Source organism: Allomuricauda sp. TY007, from assembly GCF_010468565.1.
In the GTDB taxonomy this organism is placed as follows: Bacteria; Bacteroidota; Bacteroidia; order Flavobacteriales; family Flavobacteriaceae; genus Flagellimonas.
The window spans coordinates 58412-73529 of sequence record NZ_WUEG01000010.1; the positions used below are offsets into that span (position 1 = coordinate 58412).

The 15118-nt window shown below is 42.9% G+C and carries 12 protein-coding genes; 10 read left to right on the plus strand and 2 right to left on the minus strand.

The window, feature by feature from the left end; translation table 11 throughout:
• Window positions 1–38 precede the first annotated feature (38 nt).
• From GO009_RS11855 to GO009_RS11885, 7 genes are all read left to right on the plus strand, one after another.
• On the plus strand, window positions 39–716 hold the full coding sequence (locus GO009_RS11855; protein WP_163626417.1) for an ABC transporter ATP-binding protein: 678 nt from the start codon (window positions 39–41) through the stop codon (window positions 714–716).
• 1 nt (window position 717) lies between these two features.
• Window positions 718–3255, plus strand: a complete 2538-nt coding sequence (locus tag GO009_RS11860) for an FtsX-like permease family protein (RefSeq protein WP_203532446.1) — start codon at window positions 718–720, stop codon at window positions 3253–3255.
• A gap of 306 nt (window positions 3256–3561) precedes the next feature.
• Window positions 3562–5016, plus strand: coding sequence for an efflux transporter outer membrane subunit (locus tag GO009_RS11865; RefSeq protein ID WP_163626418.1), 1455 nt, complete (start codon window positions 3562–3564; stop codon window positions 5014–5016).
• Window positions 5006–6214, plus strand: coding sequence for an efflux RND transporter periplasmic adaptor subunit (locus GO009_RS11870; protein ID WP_163626419.1), 1209 nt, complete (start codon window positions 5006–5008; stop codon window positions 6212–6214). The genes GO009_RS11865 and GO009_RS11870 overlap by 11 nt, the downstream gene beginning before the upstream one ends.
• Before the next feature lie 8 nt (window positions 6215–6222).
• Complete coding sequence (locus GO009_RS11875; protein WP_163626420.1) at window positions 6223–9369, plus strand: efflux RND transporter permease subunit; 3147 nt, start codon at window positions 6223–6225, stop codon at window positions 9367–9369.
• An 85-nt stretch (window positions 9370–9454) separates the two neighbouring features.
• A complete protein-coding gene (locus GO009_RS11880) occupies window positions 9455–10297 on the plus strand; it encodes an ATP cone domain-containing protein (protein WP_163626421.1) in 843 nt (280 codons plus the stop codon).
• Window positions 10298–10301: 4 nt separating this feature from the next.
• Window positions 10302–11672 (plus strand): MBL fold metallo-hydrolase RNA specificity domain-containing protein, encoded by a 1371-nt coding sequence (locus GO009_RS11885; protein WP_163626422.1) that lies wholly within the window; start codon window positions 10302–10304, stop codon window positions 11670–11672.
• Between the two features lie 4 nt (window positions 11673–11676).
• Here GO009_RS11885 and upp read toward each other — a convergent pair whose 3' ends face one another.
• Window positions 11677–12330, minus strand: coding sequence for a uracil phosphoribosyltransferase (gene upp, locus GO009_RS11890; protein WP_163626423.1), 654 nt, complete (start codon window positions 12328–12330; stop codon window positions 11677–11679).
• Window positions 12331–12507: 177 nt separating this feature from the next.
• Here upp and GO009_RS11895 point away from each other — a divergent pair, with 177 nt between their 5' ends.
• From GO009_RS11895 to GO009_RS11905, 3 genes are all read left to right on the plus strand, one after another.
• Window positions 12508–13422, plus strand: coding sequence for a DnaJ C-terminal domain-containing protein (locus GO009_RS11895; protein WP_163626424.1), 915 nt, complete (start codon window positions 12508–12510; stop codon window positions 13420–13422).
• 6 nt (window positions 13423–13428) lie between these two features.
• A complete protein-coding gene (locus GO009_RS11900) occupies window positions 13429–13719 on the plus strand; it encodes a chaperone modulator CbpM (RefSeq protein WP_163626425.1) in 291 nt (96 codons plus the stop codon).
• Between the two features lie 141 nt (window positions 13720–13860).
• Window positions 13861–14682, plus strand: a complete 822-nt coding sequence (locus GO009_RS11905) for a universal stress protein (protein WP_163626426.1) — start codon at window positions 13861–13863, stop codon at window positions 14680–14682.
• Here GO009_RS11905 and GO009_RS11910 read toward each other — a convergent pair whose 3' ends face one another.
• Complete coding sequence (locus tag GO009_RS11910) at window positions 14683–15090, minus strand: hypothetical protein (RefSeq protein WP_163626427.1); 408 nt, start codon at window positions 15088–15090, stop codon at window positions 14683–14685.
• Window positions 15091–15118: the final 28 nt, after the last annotated feature.

The window sequence follows — 15118 nt, forward strand, 5'->3', positions numbered from 1 at the left end:
ATTTTAGTATTTTGAGAGTTTTTAATCTAAAGCGTGGTATGTCAAAGATATTAAAAGTTCAACACCTCTCTAAAACCTATCGAAGTGGGGAACACGACCTCAATGTACTCAACAATGTTTCATTTGAAGTGGGAAGTGGAGAAAGTTTTGCGATTGTCGGCCCATCGGGCAGTGGAAAAACCACCTTGTTGGGACTCTGTGCAGGATTGGATACCACTGATGAAGGCGAAATTTGGCTTTGCGGCCAAAATTTGTTTGAACTTGATGAAGACGGAAGGGCACGATTAAGAAATCAAAACGTAGGTTTTGTTTTTCAGGACTTTCAATTGCTGCCTACACTGACCGCTTTGGAAAATGTGATTGTTCCCTTGGAACTTCGAGGTGTTAAAAAAGCCGCGGATCTGGGGAAGGAACTTTTGGCCAAGGTTGGATTGCAGAATAGGGAAGACCATTATCCGTCCCAATTATCGGGCGGGGAGCAACAGCGTGTTGCATTGGCGCGTGCCTTTGCCAACAAACCTGCCATACTTTTTGCCGATGAGCCCACAGGAAACCTGGACGATGAAACAGGTACCAAAATAGAAGATTTGCTTTTTGAACTCAACAAAGAGCAGGGCACCGCACTTGTAATCGTTACCCATGATCTGGAGCTGGCCCAAAAAACAGATAAAAGTATTCGCCTAAGATCAGGTAAAATCGAGGAAACCGTTGGTTAATATGGGGAAGCACAACACTGGATTTTCTTGGTTGCTAAAAATGGCGTGGCGTGATGGTAAGGCAAGTTATGGTAAGCTATTATTATTTGTATTCTCTATAACCTTGGGCGTGGCCGCTGTAGTCAGTGTCCAGTCATTTAGTGGATTGTTAAAAGAAAATATTGCTAAACAGTCCAAAGCACTTTTGGGCGCGGATTACCTTATAGAAAGTGATAGGCCCGTCAACGATAAAGTAATTGGGATTATGGATTCCTTGGGAGGGACCGATGCGCGTGAGATCAATTTTCTGTCCATGGCAGCCTTTCCGGGAAATAACGGCACCAAGCTCATGGAGGTTAGGGGAGTGGAAGGCGGTTTTCCATTTTATGGGGAATTGGAAACCACACCCGTTTCAGCGGCAAACGATTTTAGAAACGGTGGGGCATTGGTGGATGCCACTACCATGCTTCAGCTCAACCTAAAGGTTGGCGACAGTATAAAGTTGGGGGCAGTTACCCTTCCCATAGCAGGGGAATTGGAAACAGTTCCCGGCAGTACCTCGGTTTTTGGGGCGATTGCACCACCTGTTTTGATTCCTTTTCAATTTATTGAATCAACAGGTCTGGTACAAACAGGTAGTCGGGTTGAGTACAAATATTATTTCAAGGCCGATGAAGACCAAGATATGGCTGTATTGGGCGAAAAAGTGGAACCCATACTGGATGCCGAAGAAGCTGATTTGGACACCCACCTATCCGAAGCGCAACGCTTGGGACGCCGTTACGAAAATTTTGGAAAATTCCTCAATCTGGTCGGTTTTATAGCATTGCTTTTGGGATGCGTAGGTATTGCCAGTGGTATGGGGATTTATGTTCAAATGAAGGTAAAATCCATTGCCGTGCTCAAATGTTTGGGGGCTTCAAAACGGCAGAGTTACCTTATCTTCTTTGTTCAAATAGCCTGTATGGGAATCTTGGGCGGATTGCTGGGAACAGCCATTGGTTATTCGCTCCAACATTTGTTTCCCATCTTATTGGGCGATTTATTGCCCGTGGATGTTGAAATTGCCCTATCCCTTCAAAGTGTATTGCTGGGACTTTCGTTGGGATTGGCGATGTCCGTGCTCTTTGCCCTTTATCCTTTAATGAAAACCTTATATGTTTCACCTTTGCAGGCCTTGCGTGTGGTTCAGGAAACCAAATCCCGATCAAAGCGGGCTACCACAGCAGTTGGTTTGGGCATTGTATTGTTTGTATTCAGTTTTTCGTTTTGGTTGCTCGGCGACTTCATGCGTTCCTTGTTTTTTGTTGGAGGACTTTTGGTCGTCTTTTTGATTTTGACCGCAGTAGCCCGACTCTTTATGGCTATGTTGAAAAAGTTTTTCCCGTATTCGTGGGGTTTTATTGCCCGCCAGAGTTTGAAGAATTTGTTCAGGCCCCAAAATCAAACCTTGGTATTGGTATTGGCCATTGGCATTGGAACTTTTTTGATAAGCACTCTGTACTTTACAAAGGATATGCTGTTGGAGAAAGCAGCCATTGAGGATAGTGCCAACACTGCCAACATGATTTTGATGGATATTCAGAACCAACAAGTTGATGGAGTTTCCAATAGTATCAAAGCTTTGGGGTATCCAGTAATCGATAAAATTCCGATTGTGACCATGCGGGTGGAAACCCTTAAAGGAAAACATGTGGAAGATATCAGGAAAGATACCACATCGCAAGTGAGCAGATGGATTTTGAACCATGAGTTTAGGGTGACTTATCGGGACAGTCTTATTGGGTCCGAACGTATTTTGGAAGGGGACTGGGTAAATAGGGTGGATTCGGATTCCGATGTTCCCATCTCTGTGAGCAGTGATTTTGCCGATAGGGCCAAAGTAGCTATTGGGGATGCCGTTACATTTAATGTACAGGGCAGGATTATGAACACGGTGGTGCAGAGCATACGGGAAGTAGATTGGAGCAGGTTACAACCTAACTTCTCCATAGTTTTTCCATCGGGAGTACTCGAAAATGCCCCACAGTTTGGAGTAATGACCACCAGGACCACCGATGATAAAGGCTCTGCACAACTCCAGCAACAATTGGTACGCGATTTTCCCAATGTGTCCATTTTGGATTTAAAACGAATCCTAAGTCTGTTGGAAGATATTTTAGGGAAAATTGGATGGGTCATCAACTTTATGGCCTTTTTTAGCATATTTGTTGGAGTTGCAGTGCTTATGGGAGCCATTTACAGCAGCAAGCACCAACGTGTAAAACAAGGGGCCTTGCTTCGGACTTTGGGGGCCCAAAGCTCCCAAATTTTAAAAATGATTGCCATTGAGTACGCCGTCCTCGGATTTTTAGGAGCTTTTATGGGGGTGTTGCTCGCTGTGGTGGGAAGTACCTTGTTGGCCTATATGTTGTTTGAAACCACTTTTGCTCCCTCATGGGTGCCGTTCTTCGTGATACTTCCCGCCATTACCTTATTGGTTTTTGCCTTGGGTGTGGGAAATAGTATAAGTATTGTAAGGAACTCTCCGCTTTCCGTTTTAAAGAAGGAAAAGGAGTAGTGAACCCAATAATTACCTTGATCATTATCCATATACCAAACATGTGGGATAATGATTATTGTAACAACCATTGAGAGGGTTGGAGCTGAAAGGAAAACTGCTAAAAACCCCAACCTTAAACAAACTGGGCAATTTTTCTTATGGATAAAACGCTTAAATCCATTCAAAACCTACTTTTTGGGGCAATTTTTGTTGTTGACGGGGCCTGTACGGTTGTTTGAACGTTTTTTTTTTCAAAACATCTTGAAATTCACTTAATTATATTGGTGGTGTTTTTTGTTAAACTTAGTTTATCAAATCAAGACAATGGAAAAAAACAAAACAGAGGGGTATTATTTAAACATCAAAAACAGACAGAGCTTCGCAGTTTTGTTTCTTTTTTCTTTTTTTGGATTGCTCTATTTCAATTGCTCTCCCAAATATTCAAACCTATCACCTCCAATTGATGATTTTCAAGAGTTCACATCAAGCGGGGATTCCTTGATCACAGATAAGTGGTGGGAAGTCTTTAATGACGATAAATTAAACATATTGATAGATAGCGCAATGCGGTCCAATTTAAACTTGGCTGCCACTTGGCAACAATTTTTGTCGACGAGGGCCACGGTCAGGTCCCAAGCCTCCAATAAATGGCCGGCCATTGAAGCCTCGGCCCAAACGGCAAGAACCCTTCCAGAACCGGATTTTGTTGGTGGCGAGAATACTCAGTTGGGATTTTTGTCCAGTTACGAACTCGATTTATGGGGTCGTATAGGTACTGCCGTAAACGCAGAAAAATTTAGGTCGGAAGCCAGCTATTTCGACTACCAGACCCTTTCCTTGTCACTCTCTGCCGAAATTGCCACAACTTGGTATCAATTACAGGCTGCTAAAAGACAATTACAGATTACCGAAGACCAGATCAAAACCAACGAAGCCATCATTAAACTCATACGCTCTCGTTTTGTGGGTGGTCAACTACGAGCGGTAGATATTTTACGGCAAGCCCAGTTACTGGAAAGTACCAAGGAACAGAAGATAATTTTTGAAACCAATATCCAACTTTTAAAAAACCAATTGGCCGTGCTTTTGGGTAAACAACCTCAAGAAGGAATTGTCTTGGATGGGGCTACTATGCCCACTGTTCCTGAATTGCCAAAAACGGGCCTGCCCTTGGAATTGGTTCGCAGAAGACCTGATTTAAAACAATCCTTTGCAACTTTGTTGGCCGCAGATAGGGATATGGCCTCAGCGGTCCAAAGTAAATATCCACGAATTACTTTGAGCGGTCGCGGACAGCTTCGTTCCAATAATTTTGATAATCTTTTTGATAATTGGGCGTATTCGTTAGCAGGTAATATTTTGGCACCTCTATTTTATGGAGGACAATTAAAGGCCGAGGTAGATAGGGCCACAGCGGTTAAGAAGCAACGATTGTACGAGTATGGGCAGGCTACTTTGGTCGCTTTTAGAGAAGTTGAAGATGCCTTGACCCAAGATATGAAACAAGCAGAACGATTGGATAATATTGCTAGGCAACTGGAATTGGCCGAAAAAAGCAACAAGCAATTACGGGTTGAGTTTTTAAATGGCTTTAGTCCATACCTGGATGTGCTATTGGGCCTAGACCAAGAACAACAGTTGCGAAGAGATTATGTTGCTGCCCAATTGCAGCACGTGCAAATAAGGATAGCCTTGTATCGGGCATTGGCAGGAGGATTTGATACTGGAAGAAATTTAGATGAACAAAAAAATAAATGGGACGAATTCTATGAGCAATAAAAAATTAGTTTTGATTTGTTTGGCCATTCTCTTGGGAGGAATATTGGTGACAACACTCATATTTTCCACCGAACCCGAAGCACAACAGGAAGGAGCCACCATTGAAACCGCTATTTTGGTAGATGTGGTACCGGTGGAGAAAGGTACTTTTGCCCCTACCATTGTGGCAACAGGTACCGTGCAACCCGTGGAGGATGTAATTCTCAGCCCTTTGGTTTCGGGGCAGATCATTCGTCGTGATCCAGCATTCACTCCCGGTGGTTTTGTAAAAAAGGGAGAAGTGTTGCTGCAGATAGACCCATCAGACTATCAAAATACATTGGAGCTCCGAAAAAGCGAATTGCTGCAATCCGAAACAACTTTGGCCACCGAAATGGGACGGCAACAAATTGCGGAACAAGATCTTCAGCTCATAAACAACGATTCCTTGTTCGGAGATAACCCACTTTCCGACAACGAAACACAATTGGTTCTCCGTAAGCCCCAATTAAATGCGGTGAAGGCTACCATTGAAGCTGCACGAGCATCCGTAAACCAAGCACAATTAAATTTGGACCGCACCACCATACGTGCACCTTTCGATGCCCATATTTTGAGTCAGAATGTTACTGTGGGGAGTCAAGTAGCTCAAGGAGATGATTTGGGTAGAATTGTTGGGACTGATAGTTATTGGGTAACGGCAACAGTACCAATTTCCCGACTGCAATGGTTAAAGTTTCCCGAATCGAACTCAGAAAGAGGGTCTTTGGTTCATATTAAAAATTCTTCGGCATGGACAAAAGGTGCCCACCGTAAAGGTTATTTGGATAGACAAATTGGTGCATTGGACGCCCAGACCCGACTGGCTAGGGTTTTGGTCAGGGTAGAAGACCCATTGGCAACATCAAAAGAGTTGGAAGGTGCCCCCAAATTGATGATCGGAACTTTTGTGGAGGTGAATATCGAGGCAGATTCCATTCCCAATGTTGTACGCATCGATAGGGATTTGGTCAGAAGCAATCAAACCGCATGGGTAATGAAAGATGGGCTTTTGGAAATACGGGAATTGGACATCATCCTTACCGATAATGAATACGCTTATATAAGGTCAGGCTTGGAACAAGGAGAAAAAGTGGTTGTAACAAACTTGAGTACGGTTACTAACGGGATAGAATTGCGTACAGGAGGCAAGGAGACTTCGCAAGAAGAAAACGACTAAAAGTTGCTATGATGGAAGAAAAGGATTCGGACAAAAAAGTAAGAAAAGAAGGAGCCATAGGCTTTATGGCAAGAAATTCCATTGCCGCCAATTTATTGATGCTGATATTGTTGGGCGGGGGTATATTTACGATGTACACCATCCAAAAAGAAGTATTCCCCGAGTTTCAACTTGATTTTGTGGATGTATCCGTAGCCTATCCAGGAGCCTCTCCCGCAGAAGTGGAACAAGGCGTGCTTCAGCCTGTGGAAGAAGCTGTGCGTAGTGTTCAGGGCATCAAGGAAATCGTTTCACAGGCCAATGAGGGTTCTGGGGAAATCAGCATTGAGTTGGTTGCTGGTTTTGAGCGCATGAAAGCCTTTCAGGATATTGATCAGGCCATCAACCGTATCCGAACCTTTCCAGCCGATATAGAACGACCCGAAGTAAGCTTAAGGTCACGACAGCGGGATGTACTGCAAATCGGTCTATACGGAGAAACCGATATTTGGACCCTGCGGATACTTGCGGAGCGATTACGAACCATTTTGTTGAGCAATCCCGAAATTACGCAGGTAGAACTCAACAATGTCCCCGATTACGAGACCCGAATCGAAATTACAAGGAATAATCTTCAAAAATACAACCTTACCCTCGGGCAGGTAGCCAACATTATTCAGCAAAGCAGTAACGATGTGCCTGCAGGTGCGGTACAGACCCAGAGCGGGGAAATTTTACTGCGGATGAAAGAGCGTAAACAGTGGGCGGAGGAATACGGAAACATCACTGTTGTAACGTCACCTTCCGGGGCAAAGGTAAGTCTCAGCGACATTGCTACCATTACCGATGGTTTTGAAGAAACCGGGTTTCACGGTCAATTCAATCAACAAAATTATGTAGGACTTCAAATTTTTAGGGTTGGAGACCAATCCCCTTTGGAAATTGAAGATGCTGTGCTCGGTATTTTAGAGGACTTTAAGTTGCCTCCAGGTGTTAATCACCGTGTTGATAGCAATAGAGCATCCGATTATAGGGAGCGATTGTCCCTATTGACGGAGAATGGTATTCTGGCCATTATAATTGTATTGTTGATCCTTACGTTGTTTTTGGAATACCGATTGGCATTTTGGGTGATGATGGGTATGACCGTATCCTTTGTTGGAGGGATAATTTTCTTGCCCCTTATCGGAATAAGCGTCAATATGATTTCCATGTTCGGATTCCTGGTCGTACTAGGTATCGTGGTGGACGATGCCATTGTGGTAGGGGAAAATGTATACGAATACCGCAAAAAAGGATTGAGCCCCCTAAAAGCGGCAATTGCAGGAACCAAAGATGTATCCAAACCTGTTATTTTTAGCATTACCACCACCATTATTGCCTTTGTACCCTTACTGTTTATGCCGGGCGAAACAGGTAAATTCTGGCAACCATTGCCCGCGGTGGTCATCGTAATATTGGCCGTATCGTTGTTGGAAGCTTTGTTCATCTTGCCATCACACTTGGCGCATTTAAAGAAAGACCCAAGCAAGAACAAATGGGTGCATAAATTGGAGGGGTGGCAAAGTTCTTTCGCCAATGCATTCAATGAATTTGTGGATAGGCGCTATCGTCCATTGCTGGATAAGTGCCTGAAACACCGTTACATTACATTGTGCAGTGCCATAGCCCTTTTGTTGATTGTGGGCGGATACGGGTATAGCGGCCACATGGGAATGATCATGATGCCCGAAGTAGCGGCAGATGAAATTGAGGCGGGGGTGCGGTTGCCCGTAGGTACCACGCCCGACCAAGCAGCAAAGGTCGCCCACGATATTTCTGATGCCACCCAAAGAATGTTCGAAGAACATAACCTGTACGAAGTTGCCGAAGGCATCAAGACCAATGTAAGGGGACAAAACTTTATTGATGTGGAAATCGTGATGCTGCCACCCGACCAAAGGGATATTACCGCAGCAGAAGTAATTGCACTTTGGCGAGACAATATTGGAGATATCGAGGGCGTGGACCAAATTACTTTTGAGGCAGAACGTGGACCGGGAGGGGCACGGCAAGCCATAAGCATTGATTTGAGCCATACCGATATTGAGGTGCTGGAAAAAGCCAGTGCTGCTTTTGTGGAGCGTATGGAAGCTTTTTCCAATACCCGAGACGTTACCGACAACTACAACAACGGGAAGATGCAATATGATTTTAATCTGTTGCCACAGGGCAGAAACCTTGGGTTAACATCCAATGATATAGGGAGACAGGTAAGAAATGGCTTCTTTGGGGCTCTGGCGATGCGTCAACTCAGAGGCATGGATGAGGTAGAAGTACGGGTAAAACTGCCCATGGAAGAACGAAAGGATATCAGAAATCTGGAAAACTTTCTCATTAGAACGCAGGATGGGGTAGAAGTACCCTTAATGGATGTTGTTGAGGTAAAACAACGTGAAGCGTTTACCAGTATCAACCGTAGGGATGGCCGTAGAGTAGTCAACGTAGGAATGGACGTGGAACCCGCAAATACCGTAAATAGGGTCATAGCTAAAGTACAGGAAGAAACCTTGCCCCAGCTTAGAGCGGATTTTCCCGGAATAACATGGACTTTTGAAGGAAGTCAGGCCGATATGCGGGAAAGCACAAGTACATTGCGTTCCGGTTTTGCCATTGCCATGCTCTTGATCTACGCCTTGTTGGCCATAGCTTTTGGTAGTTATGTGCAACCCTTGATCGTGATGACGGCCATTCCTTTTGGAATCGTTGGAGCCGTAATTGGTCATATTTTGCTTGGCTACGATCTTTCTTTGGTTAGTTTGATGGGAGTTATTGCATTGTCGGGAGTGGTGGTAAATGATTCTTTGATCATGATTGATTACGCCAACAAACGTCGAAAAGAGGGCGACCCAATCTACAAATCCATTCACGAAGCAGGGTTACGAAGATTTCGTCCCATTATTTTAACGACCATGACCACCTTTGGTGGGCTGGCCCCCATTATTTTGGAAACATCCAGCCAAGCCTTTTATTTGATTCCGATGGCCATTTCGTTGGGGTTTGGCATTGTGTTCGCCACGGCGATTATCTTGGTGATCGTACCCTGTCTTTATTTGGTTTTGGAAGATGTTCGGCTGTCCATTCAAAAAGGGAAGACAGTTAAGGAAGTCGATGTCTCTGAAAGCGCCATTTCATAATACCTATTTCACATAAGCATTCCAACCACACCCGATTTTGATCAAATTTGAGGATGGGAACTAAAAGGTTGCGTATTTTAGTAGCATGGCAACCAAGGAATTTCATATTACCAAATCTACAGGGGAACAGGTCGGATTTTCTGTTGAAAAATTAAAAAAATCACTTCAGTACAGTGGGGCTTCCGATGATATGGTCGAAGAAATTGTGCAGCGTGTTCAGGACGAACTTTACCATGGTATCACCACTCGAGAAATTTACAACCGAGCCTTTGCTCTATTAAAGAAAAAGGAGTCGGTCTACGCATCAAAATATAAACTCAAAAAGGCCATTTACGAACTTGGCCCAACTGGCTTCCCCTTTGAGAAATTTATCAGCGGTATTTTGCATTACTCCGGTTATCAAACCAAAGTAGGAGAAGTGTTGCAAGGCAATTGTGTGTCTCACGAAATTGATGTTGTAGCCATAAAAAATGAAACCTTGAATGTTATTGAGTGCAAATTTCATGGTGAGGATGGGTTAAAATGCAATGTGAAGGTTCCTTTGTACATACATTCCAGGTACCAAGATGTTAAGTTGCCTTTAGAGTCCCAAAACAATAAGGACTTTAAGGAAACCAAAGGTTGGTTGGCCACCAACACCCGTTTTACGCAAGATGCCCTAGAATATGGGAAATGTGTCGGGCTCTATCTTTTAAGCTGGGATTATCCGCATGGAAACGGTTTAAAAGAAAGAATAGACCGATTGCGATTATACCCCATTACGGTTTCAACATTGTTGTCCAATAGGGAAAAGCAATTTTTGCTGGAACGCGATATTGTGCTGTGCAGACAATTGATAAAGAATAGCTTTTTGCTCGACCATTTAGGGGTATCCAATGGTAGAAAACAACGGATTCTGAAAGAAATGAAATCACTTTGTAATTCGTAAACGGATGAAAAAACTTCAAATTTATTTTTTAGGTGCCTCGGAAACGGTGACAGGTTCAAAATTTTACCTGCACTCCGAAGAAATCAAAATTTTGGTGGATTGTGGTCTGTTTCAGGGTGTAAAAGAATTACGAAAACAAAATTGGGAGTCGCTGCCTGTGGATGCTTCGCAAATGGATTATGTGCTGCTTACCCACGGACATTTGGACCATTGTGGATATTTACCGCTTCTGGTCCGACAAGGATTCAGGGGAAAGATACTCGGAACTGGCCCCACCTTGGAAATTGCCCGCATCATATTGGAGGATAGTGCCAAAATACAGGAGGAAGAAGCGGAGAGGGCCAATGAAGAAAAATACAGCAAGCATGATCCTGCCCTGCCATTGTATACAAAACAGGATGTTGCTTTTACCTTGAAGTTTTTTGAACAAGTCGAGGAGGGAGAGGAGATTTCCCTTTCGGACCATTGTTCCGTAACATTTTTGTACAATGGGCACATTATTGGCTCTACCTATTTAGATATGGATCTCTATGGAAAACGATTTGTATTTTCAGGTGATGTCGGCAGGCAAAACGATGAATTGCTCAACCCACCAAAACAACCGGAGTGGGCCGACTATTTGTTTGTGGAAAGCACCTATGGCGATAGGAATCATCCTAAAGAAAATGTAGAGCAGATCTTAACGGAACTCGTAAAAGAGACTTTACATAAAAAAGGTATTTTGATCATTCCTTCCTTTGCGGTGGAACGTTTACAATCCCTAATGTACCAATTGTGGAAGCTTTACAAGAAGAACAAGATACCCAATATTCCCATTTTTGTGGATAGCCCCATGGGGAACAATGTATTGGAAGTATTCAAGAGTTTTCCCAACTGGCACAAGCTAACATCGGCGGAATACAGAAATATGTACAACCATATCAATATAGTGAGCTCCTATGCCGAAACTTGGGAGACTATTGATGACCCCAGACCAAAAATTGTGATTGCAGGTAGCGGAATGGTCACTGGAGGTCGGGTTCTCACATACATAAAGCAATTGGCTGAAATGGATTCCACTTCCATTTTACTTGTTGGGTTTCAAGCTGAGGAAACTAGGGGAAGAAAGCTACTCGAAGGAGCAACGGAACTTAAAATTTATGGAAAATATGTTCCCATTAAAGCCAAGGTCCATCATTTGGAAAGCCTATCGGCACATGCGGACCAAGCCGAACTGTTGAGATGGATGGGATCTATAAAAAATGTTCCTGAAAAAGTGTTTCTGGTACATGGGGAAAAATCCGCCTTGGATGCTTACAAGAATAAGGTCTATGAAAAATTTGGTTGGAATTGTCATATTCCCAAAATGCACGAGGTTGTTGAGGTAATTTTGTAATGCATCATAATTTTACTCCGTAACTTAAATCGCCTGCATCGCCAAGTCCGGGTACAATATAACCTTTGCTGGTAAGGCCTTCATCAACGGCAGCGATCCAAAGTTGTGTGTCTTTCGGAAAAACCTTTTCAACCTTTGCTACACCAGATTTGGAGCCGATTACCGATATAATGTGAATTTGCTTGGGGGTTCCATAACTTTTAAGGGCGCCGAGCACATTTTCCAAAGTTTTACCCGTGGCCAACATGGGGTCGGTCAACACCAAAATTTTACCTTCTAATGATGGCGCGGCCAAATATTTCACGATGACTTCAAAATCATCATCGTTGTTTGGATGATGGCGATATGCCGAAATAAAGGCATTTTCGGCTCCATCAAAATAACTTAAAATACCATGGTGCAATGGGAGGCCGGCCCGCAGTACCGAACAGAGCACTAAGTTGTCCGAACATAAAAACGATTTTTTAACGCCCAAGGGAGTTTTCACTTCGCTTTCCCCATAATCCAAGGTTTTGCTGAGTTCGTAGGCCAGAATCTCACCGATACGTTCAATATTGCGTCGAAAACGCATGGGATCTTTCTGGATTTTTACATCCCTGATTTCTGAAATAAAAGTATTCAGGATGGAATTGGTCTGGTCAAACTGATGGACGATCATTATTTGGAAATTGAGTCTTCTTAAAGGTAAATGTTGTTGGGAAGATATAAAAATGAAAAGCGTTGGTTAAAAGTATCTGAATGGATACTGATAAAGGTCATTGTAAAAAAAGAAGATTTTTAACGAAATTTGAAAGAGTAATGTGAGGTATTACAAATTCAGATTTCTGTATCGCCTATGGATTTTATTGATTATTATAAAGTATTGGGGGTAGATAAAAAAGCACCTACCGACGAAATTAAAAAAGCATACCGAAAGCTCGCAAGAAAATACCATCCCGATCTAAATCCCAACGACGAGGAGGCGGAGAAAAACTTTAAGCGCGTTAACGAGGCCAACGAAGTGCTATCGGATCCCGAGAAAAGGAAAAAATACGACGAATACGGAAAAGATTGGCAGCATGCGGAAGAGTTTGAGAAAGCGAAACGGTCAAGAGCCCAACAAAGTCGAGGTGGGGATTATTCAGGCTATACCTACAGTCGCTCTGGAGGGTCTGCTCAAGATTTTTCGGACTTTTTTGAATCCATGTTCGGAGGGGGAGCATCTGGATTTGGCTCAGGAAGGCAAAGGGTTCGTTTTAGGGGTCAGGATTACAACGCCCAACTCCAATTGTCCTTGATGGATGTATACACTGCCCAAAAACAGACACTCACCGTAAATGGGAAAAATATCCGCTTGACCATTCCCGCTGGTATCGAAGATGGGCAGACCATCAAAATAAAAGGGCACGGTGGACCAGGAATTGAAGGCGGCCCTGCTGGCGACCTGTACATTACGTTTTCCATTACCAACAATACCGCATTTAAACGCGATGGAGCAAACCTTTATAAAACAGTTGAAATTCCTTTGGTAAAAGCTGTGCTTGGGGGAGAAATTCAAGTAGATACGCTAACAGGAAAGGTAAAATTAAAAGTGGCCCCTGGCACGGATAGCGGCACTAAGGTGAAACTTAAAGGTAAAGGCTTTCCGAAATACAAAAAGGAAGGCCAATTTGGTGACTTGTACCTCACCTATACGGTAAAAATACCCAAGAACTTGACACAAGAGCAGCAATCGCTTTTTGAATCTTTGGAGAAAACCAACCTAGAATAAAAAAACATGAAACAAGAGAATTACATATCCATTAAAACTTTTTGTGAATGCCATGGGGTTGGGGAATCTTTTGTTTACTCCATGTACGAATACGAGATTTTACAAATAGCATACGAAGAAGATGAGGGAAAGCTTCATGTTGAGGATTTACCGCTTCTGGAAAAAATGGTGCGCCTGCATAAGGAGTTGGATATAAACCCCGAAGGAATTCAAGCTATCCATCATCTTTTAGGGCAAGTGGAAAGTTTACAAGAAGAAGTGGCCTCGCTTAAAAAGAAGCTGGACACATTCAAGTAAACACTCTATCAATTTTAGATATGACCAAGATCATAGGAGTTGTTACATCCCCATCTTACCTTTAAGGGAAAATGTAACAAATGGAGATGGTTCATCCCCCTTTTTTTAAAAGAGAACCATTTTGTCTTAACATCGAAAGTCATGAAAAAAATATTGGTACCTGTCGATTTTTCCAAACATTCCGAATACGCCCTAGAAGTAGCTTCAAAAATTGCAAAACAGCATGGAGCTGGCATTGTGTTGCTTCATATGATCGGTGTGTCAGATTCTGTTTTGGCCAATTCTGAAATAGCGGAGGAAGCCGAGGCCAAATATTATCTAAATCAGGCCAAAGAAAAAATCAAGCAGTATACGGAAAAAGAGTATATGAAAGAGATTTCTTTAGAAGCAATTATCCAAAATTATAAAGATTTTGAGGAGGTAGGCATTGTAGCTGGGGAGAAAAATTGTGATTTGATCGTAATGGGCTCGCACGGAACAAGTGGTTTTAGTGAACTGTTCGTTGGCTCCAATACAGAAAAGGTGGTTCGCACCGCGGATGTCCCCGTAATTGTAATCAAAGATCAGCACGAAGATTTTACAATAAAAAGAATAGTAATGGCCAGTGATTTAGCCAAGGAAAACATTTCGGTTTACAAGAAAGCAGATGCATTTGCCAAATTATACAAGGCCAGTTTGGAAGTCGTATATATCAATACCACCGGGGCAAACTTTATAGGGTACGATATCGTGGAGAAAAGAATGGAAGCCTTCAAAAAAGAGTTGGGCAATGATGTTCAAATCAATTTTTACAGCCACCCAAGTTTAGAACGGGGAATCTTTAAATATTGTAATGAGAAGGGTGCCGATCTATTGGTCATTCCAACCCATGGAAGAAAGGGTTTGGCCCATTTTGTAGTGGGAAGTTTAGCGGAAAATGTATCCAACCATGCCAAATTACCTGTAATGACCATTAAACTATAATCAATTGTTGAAGAGCAATTGCAAACGCCCCAATAAAATGAGTTCCGCTTTATTGCTCCCCGAAAAAGAAGCGGTAATGGCCCTTGATGTGGACATGGCCAGATTTTTGATCTGGGGAGTAAACAGAACCTTGTTGTCTGTATAGAACGCTTCAAATTCTTCATAAATTTCTTCACTGTCCTTTTCATATTCCAATAGCCAATCAAAAACGGACACTATCTGGAAAGCGGCATCCGTACCATATTCATCCTCAATATCATCGACCTCTAACCAGTAATCACGAACCACTTCGTTGAGCTTTTCCACTTCTTGCATATGAATGCTGTGATCAGCCATGGCCATGGCATAGAACAATTTTCCCAAGCTTTGGTAAAGTTCGTTTCCGAACTTTTTTTTAGATTCCAACATTTTCTTAAATTTAGTTGTAAAAGTTTAA

Excerpts from the sequence above, each read along its gene's own strand:
- GO009_RS11880 (WP_163626421.1), top strand. The coding sequence starts at position 9,455 with ATGGCAACCAAGGAATTTCATATTACCAAATCTACAGGGGAACAGGTC.
- GO009_RS11860 (WP_203532446.1), top strand. The coding sequence starts at position 718 with ATGGGGAAGCACAACACTGGATTTTCTTGGTTGCTAAAAATGGCGTGG.
- GO009_RS11865 (WP_163626418.1), top strand. The coding sequence starts at position 3,562 with ATGGAAAAAAACAAAACAGAGGGGTATTATTTAAACATCAAAAACAGA.
- GO009_RS11895 (WP_163626424.1), top strand. The coding sequence starts at position 12,508 with ATGGATTTTATTGATTATTATAAAGTATTGGGGGTAGATAAAAAAGCA.
- GO009_RS11855 (WP_163626417.1), top strand. The coding sequence starts at position 39 with ATGTCAAAGATATTAAAAGTTCAACACCTCTCTAAAACCTATCGAAGT.
- GO009_RS11885 (WP_163626422.1), top strand. The coding sequence starts at position 10,302 with ATGAAAAAACTTCAAATTTATTTTTTAGGTGCCTCGGAAACGGTGACA.
- upp (WP_163626423.1), bottom strand. The coding sequence starts at position 12,330 with ATGATCGTCCATCAGTTTGACCAGACCAATTCCATCCTGAATACTTTT.
- GO009_RS11900 (WP_163626425.1), top strand. The coding sequence starts at position 13,429 with ATGAAACAAGAGAATTACATATCCATTAAAACTTTTTGTGAATGCCAT.
- GO009_RS11910 (WP_163626427.1), bottom strand. The coding sequence starts at position 15,090 with ATGTTGGAATCTAAAAAAAAGTTCGGAAACGAACTTTACCAAAGCTTG.
- GO009_RS11870 (WP_163626419.1), top strand. The coding sequence starts at position 5,006 with ATGAGCAATAAAAAATTAGTTTTGATTTGTTTGGCCATTCTCTTGGGA.
- GO009_RS11875 (WP_163626420.1), top strand. The coding sequence starts at position 6,223 with ATGATGGAAGAAAAGGATTCGGACAAAAAAGTAAGAAAAGAAGGAGCC.
- GO009_RS11905 (WP_163626426.1), top strand. The coding sequence starts at position 13,861 with ATGAAAAAAATATTGGTACCTGTCGATTTTTCCAAACATTCCGAATAC.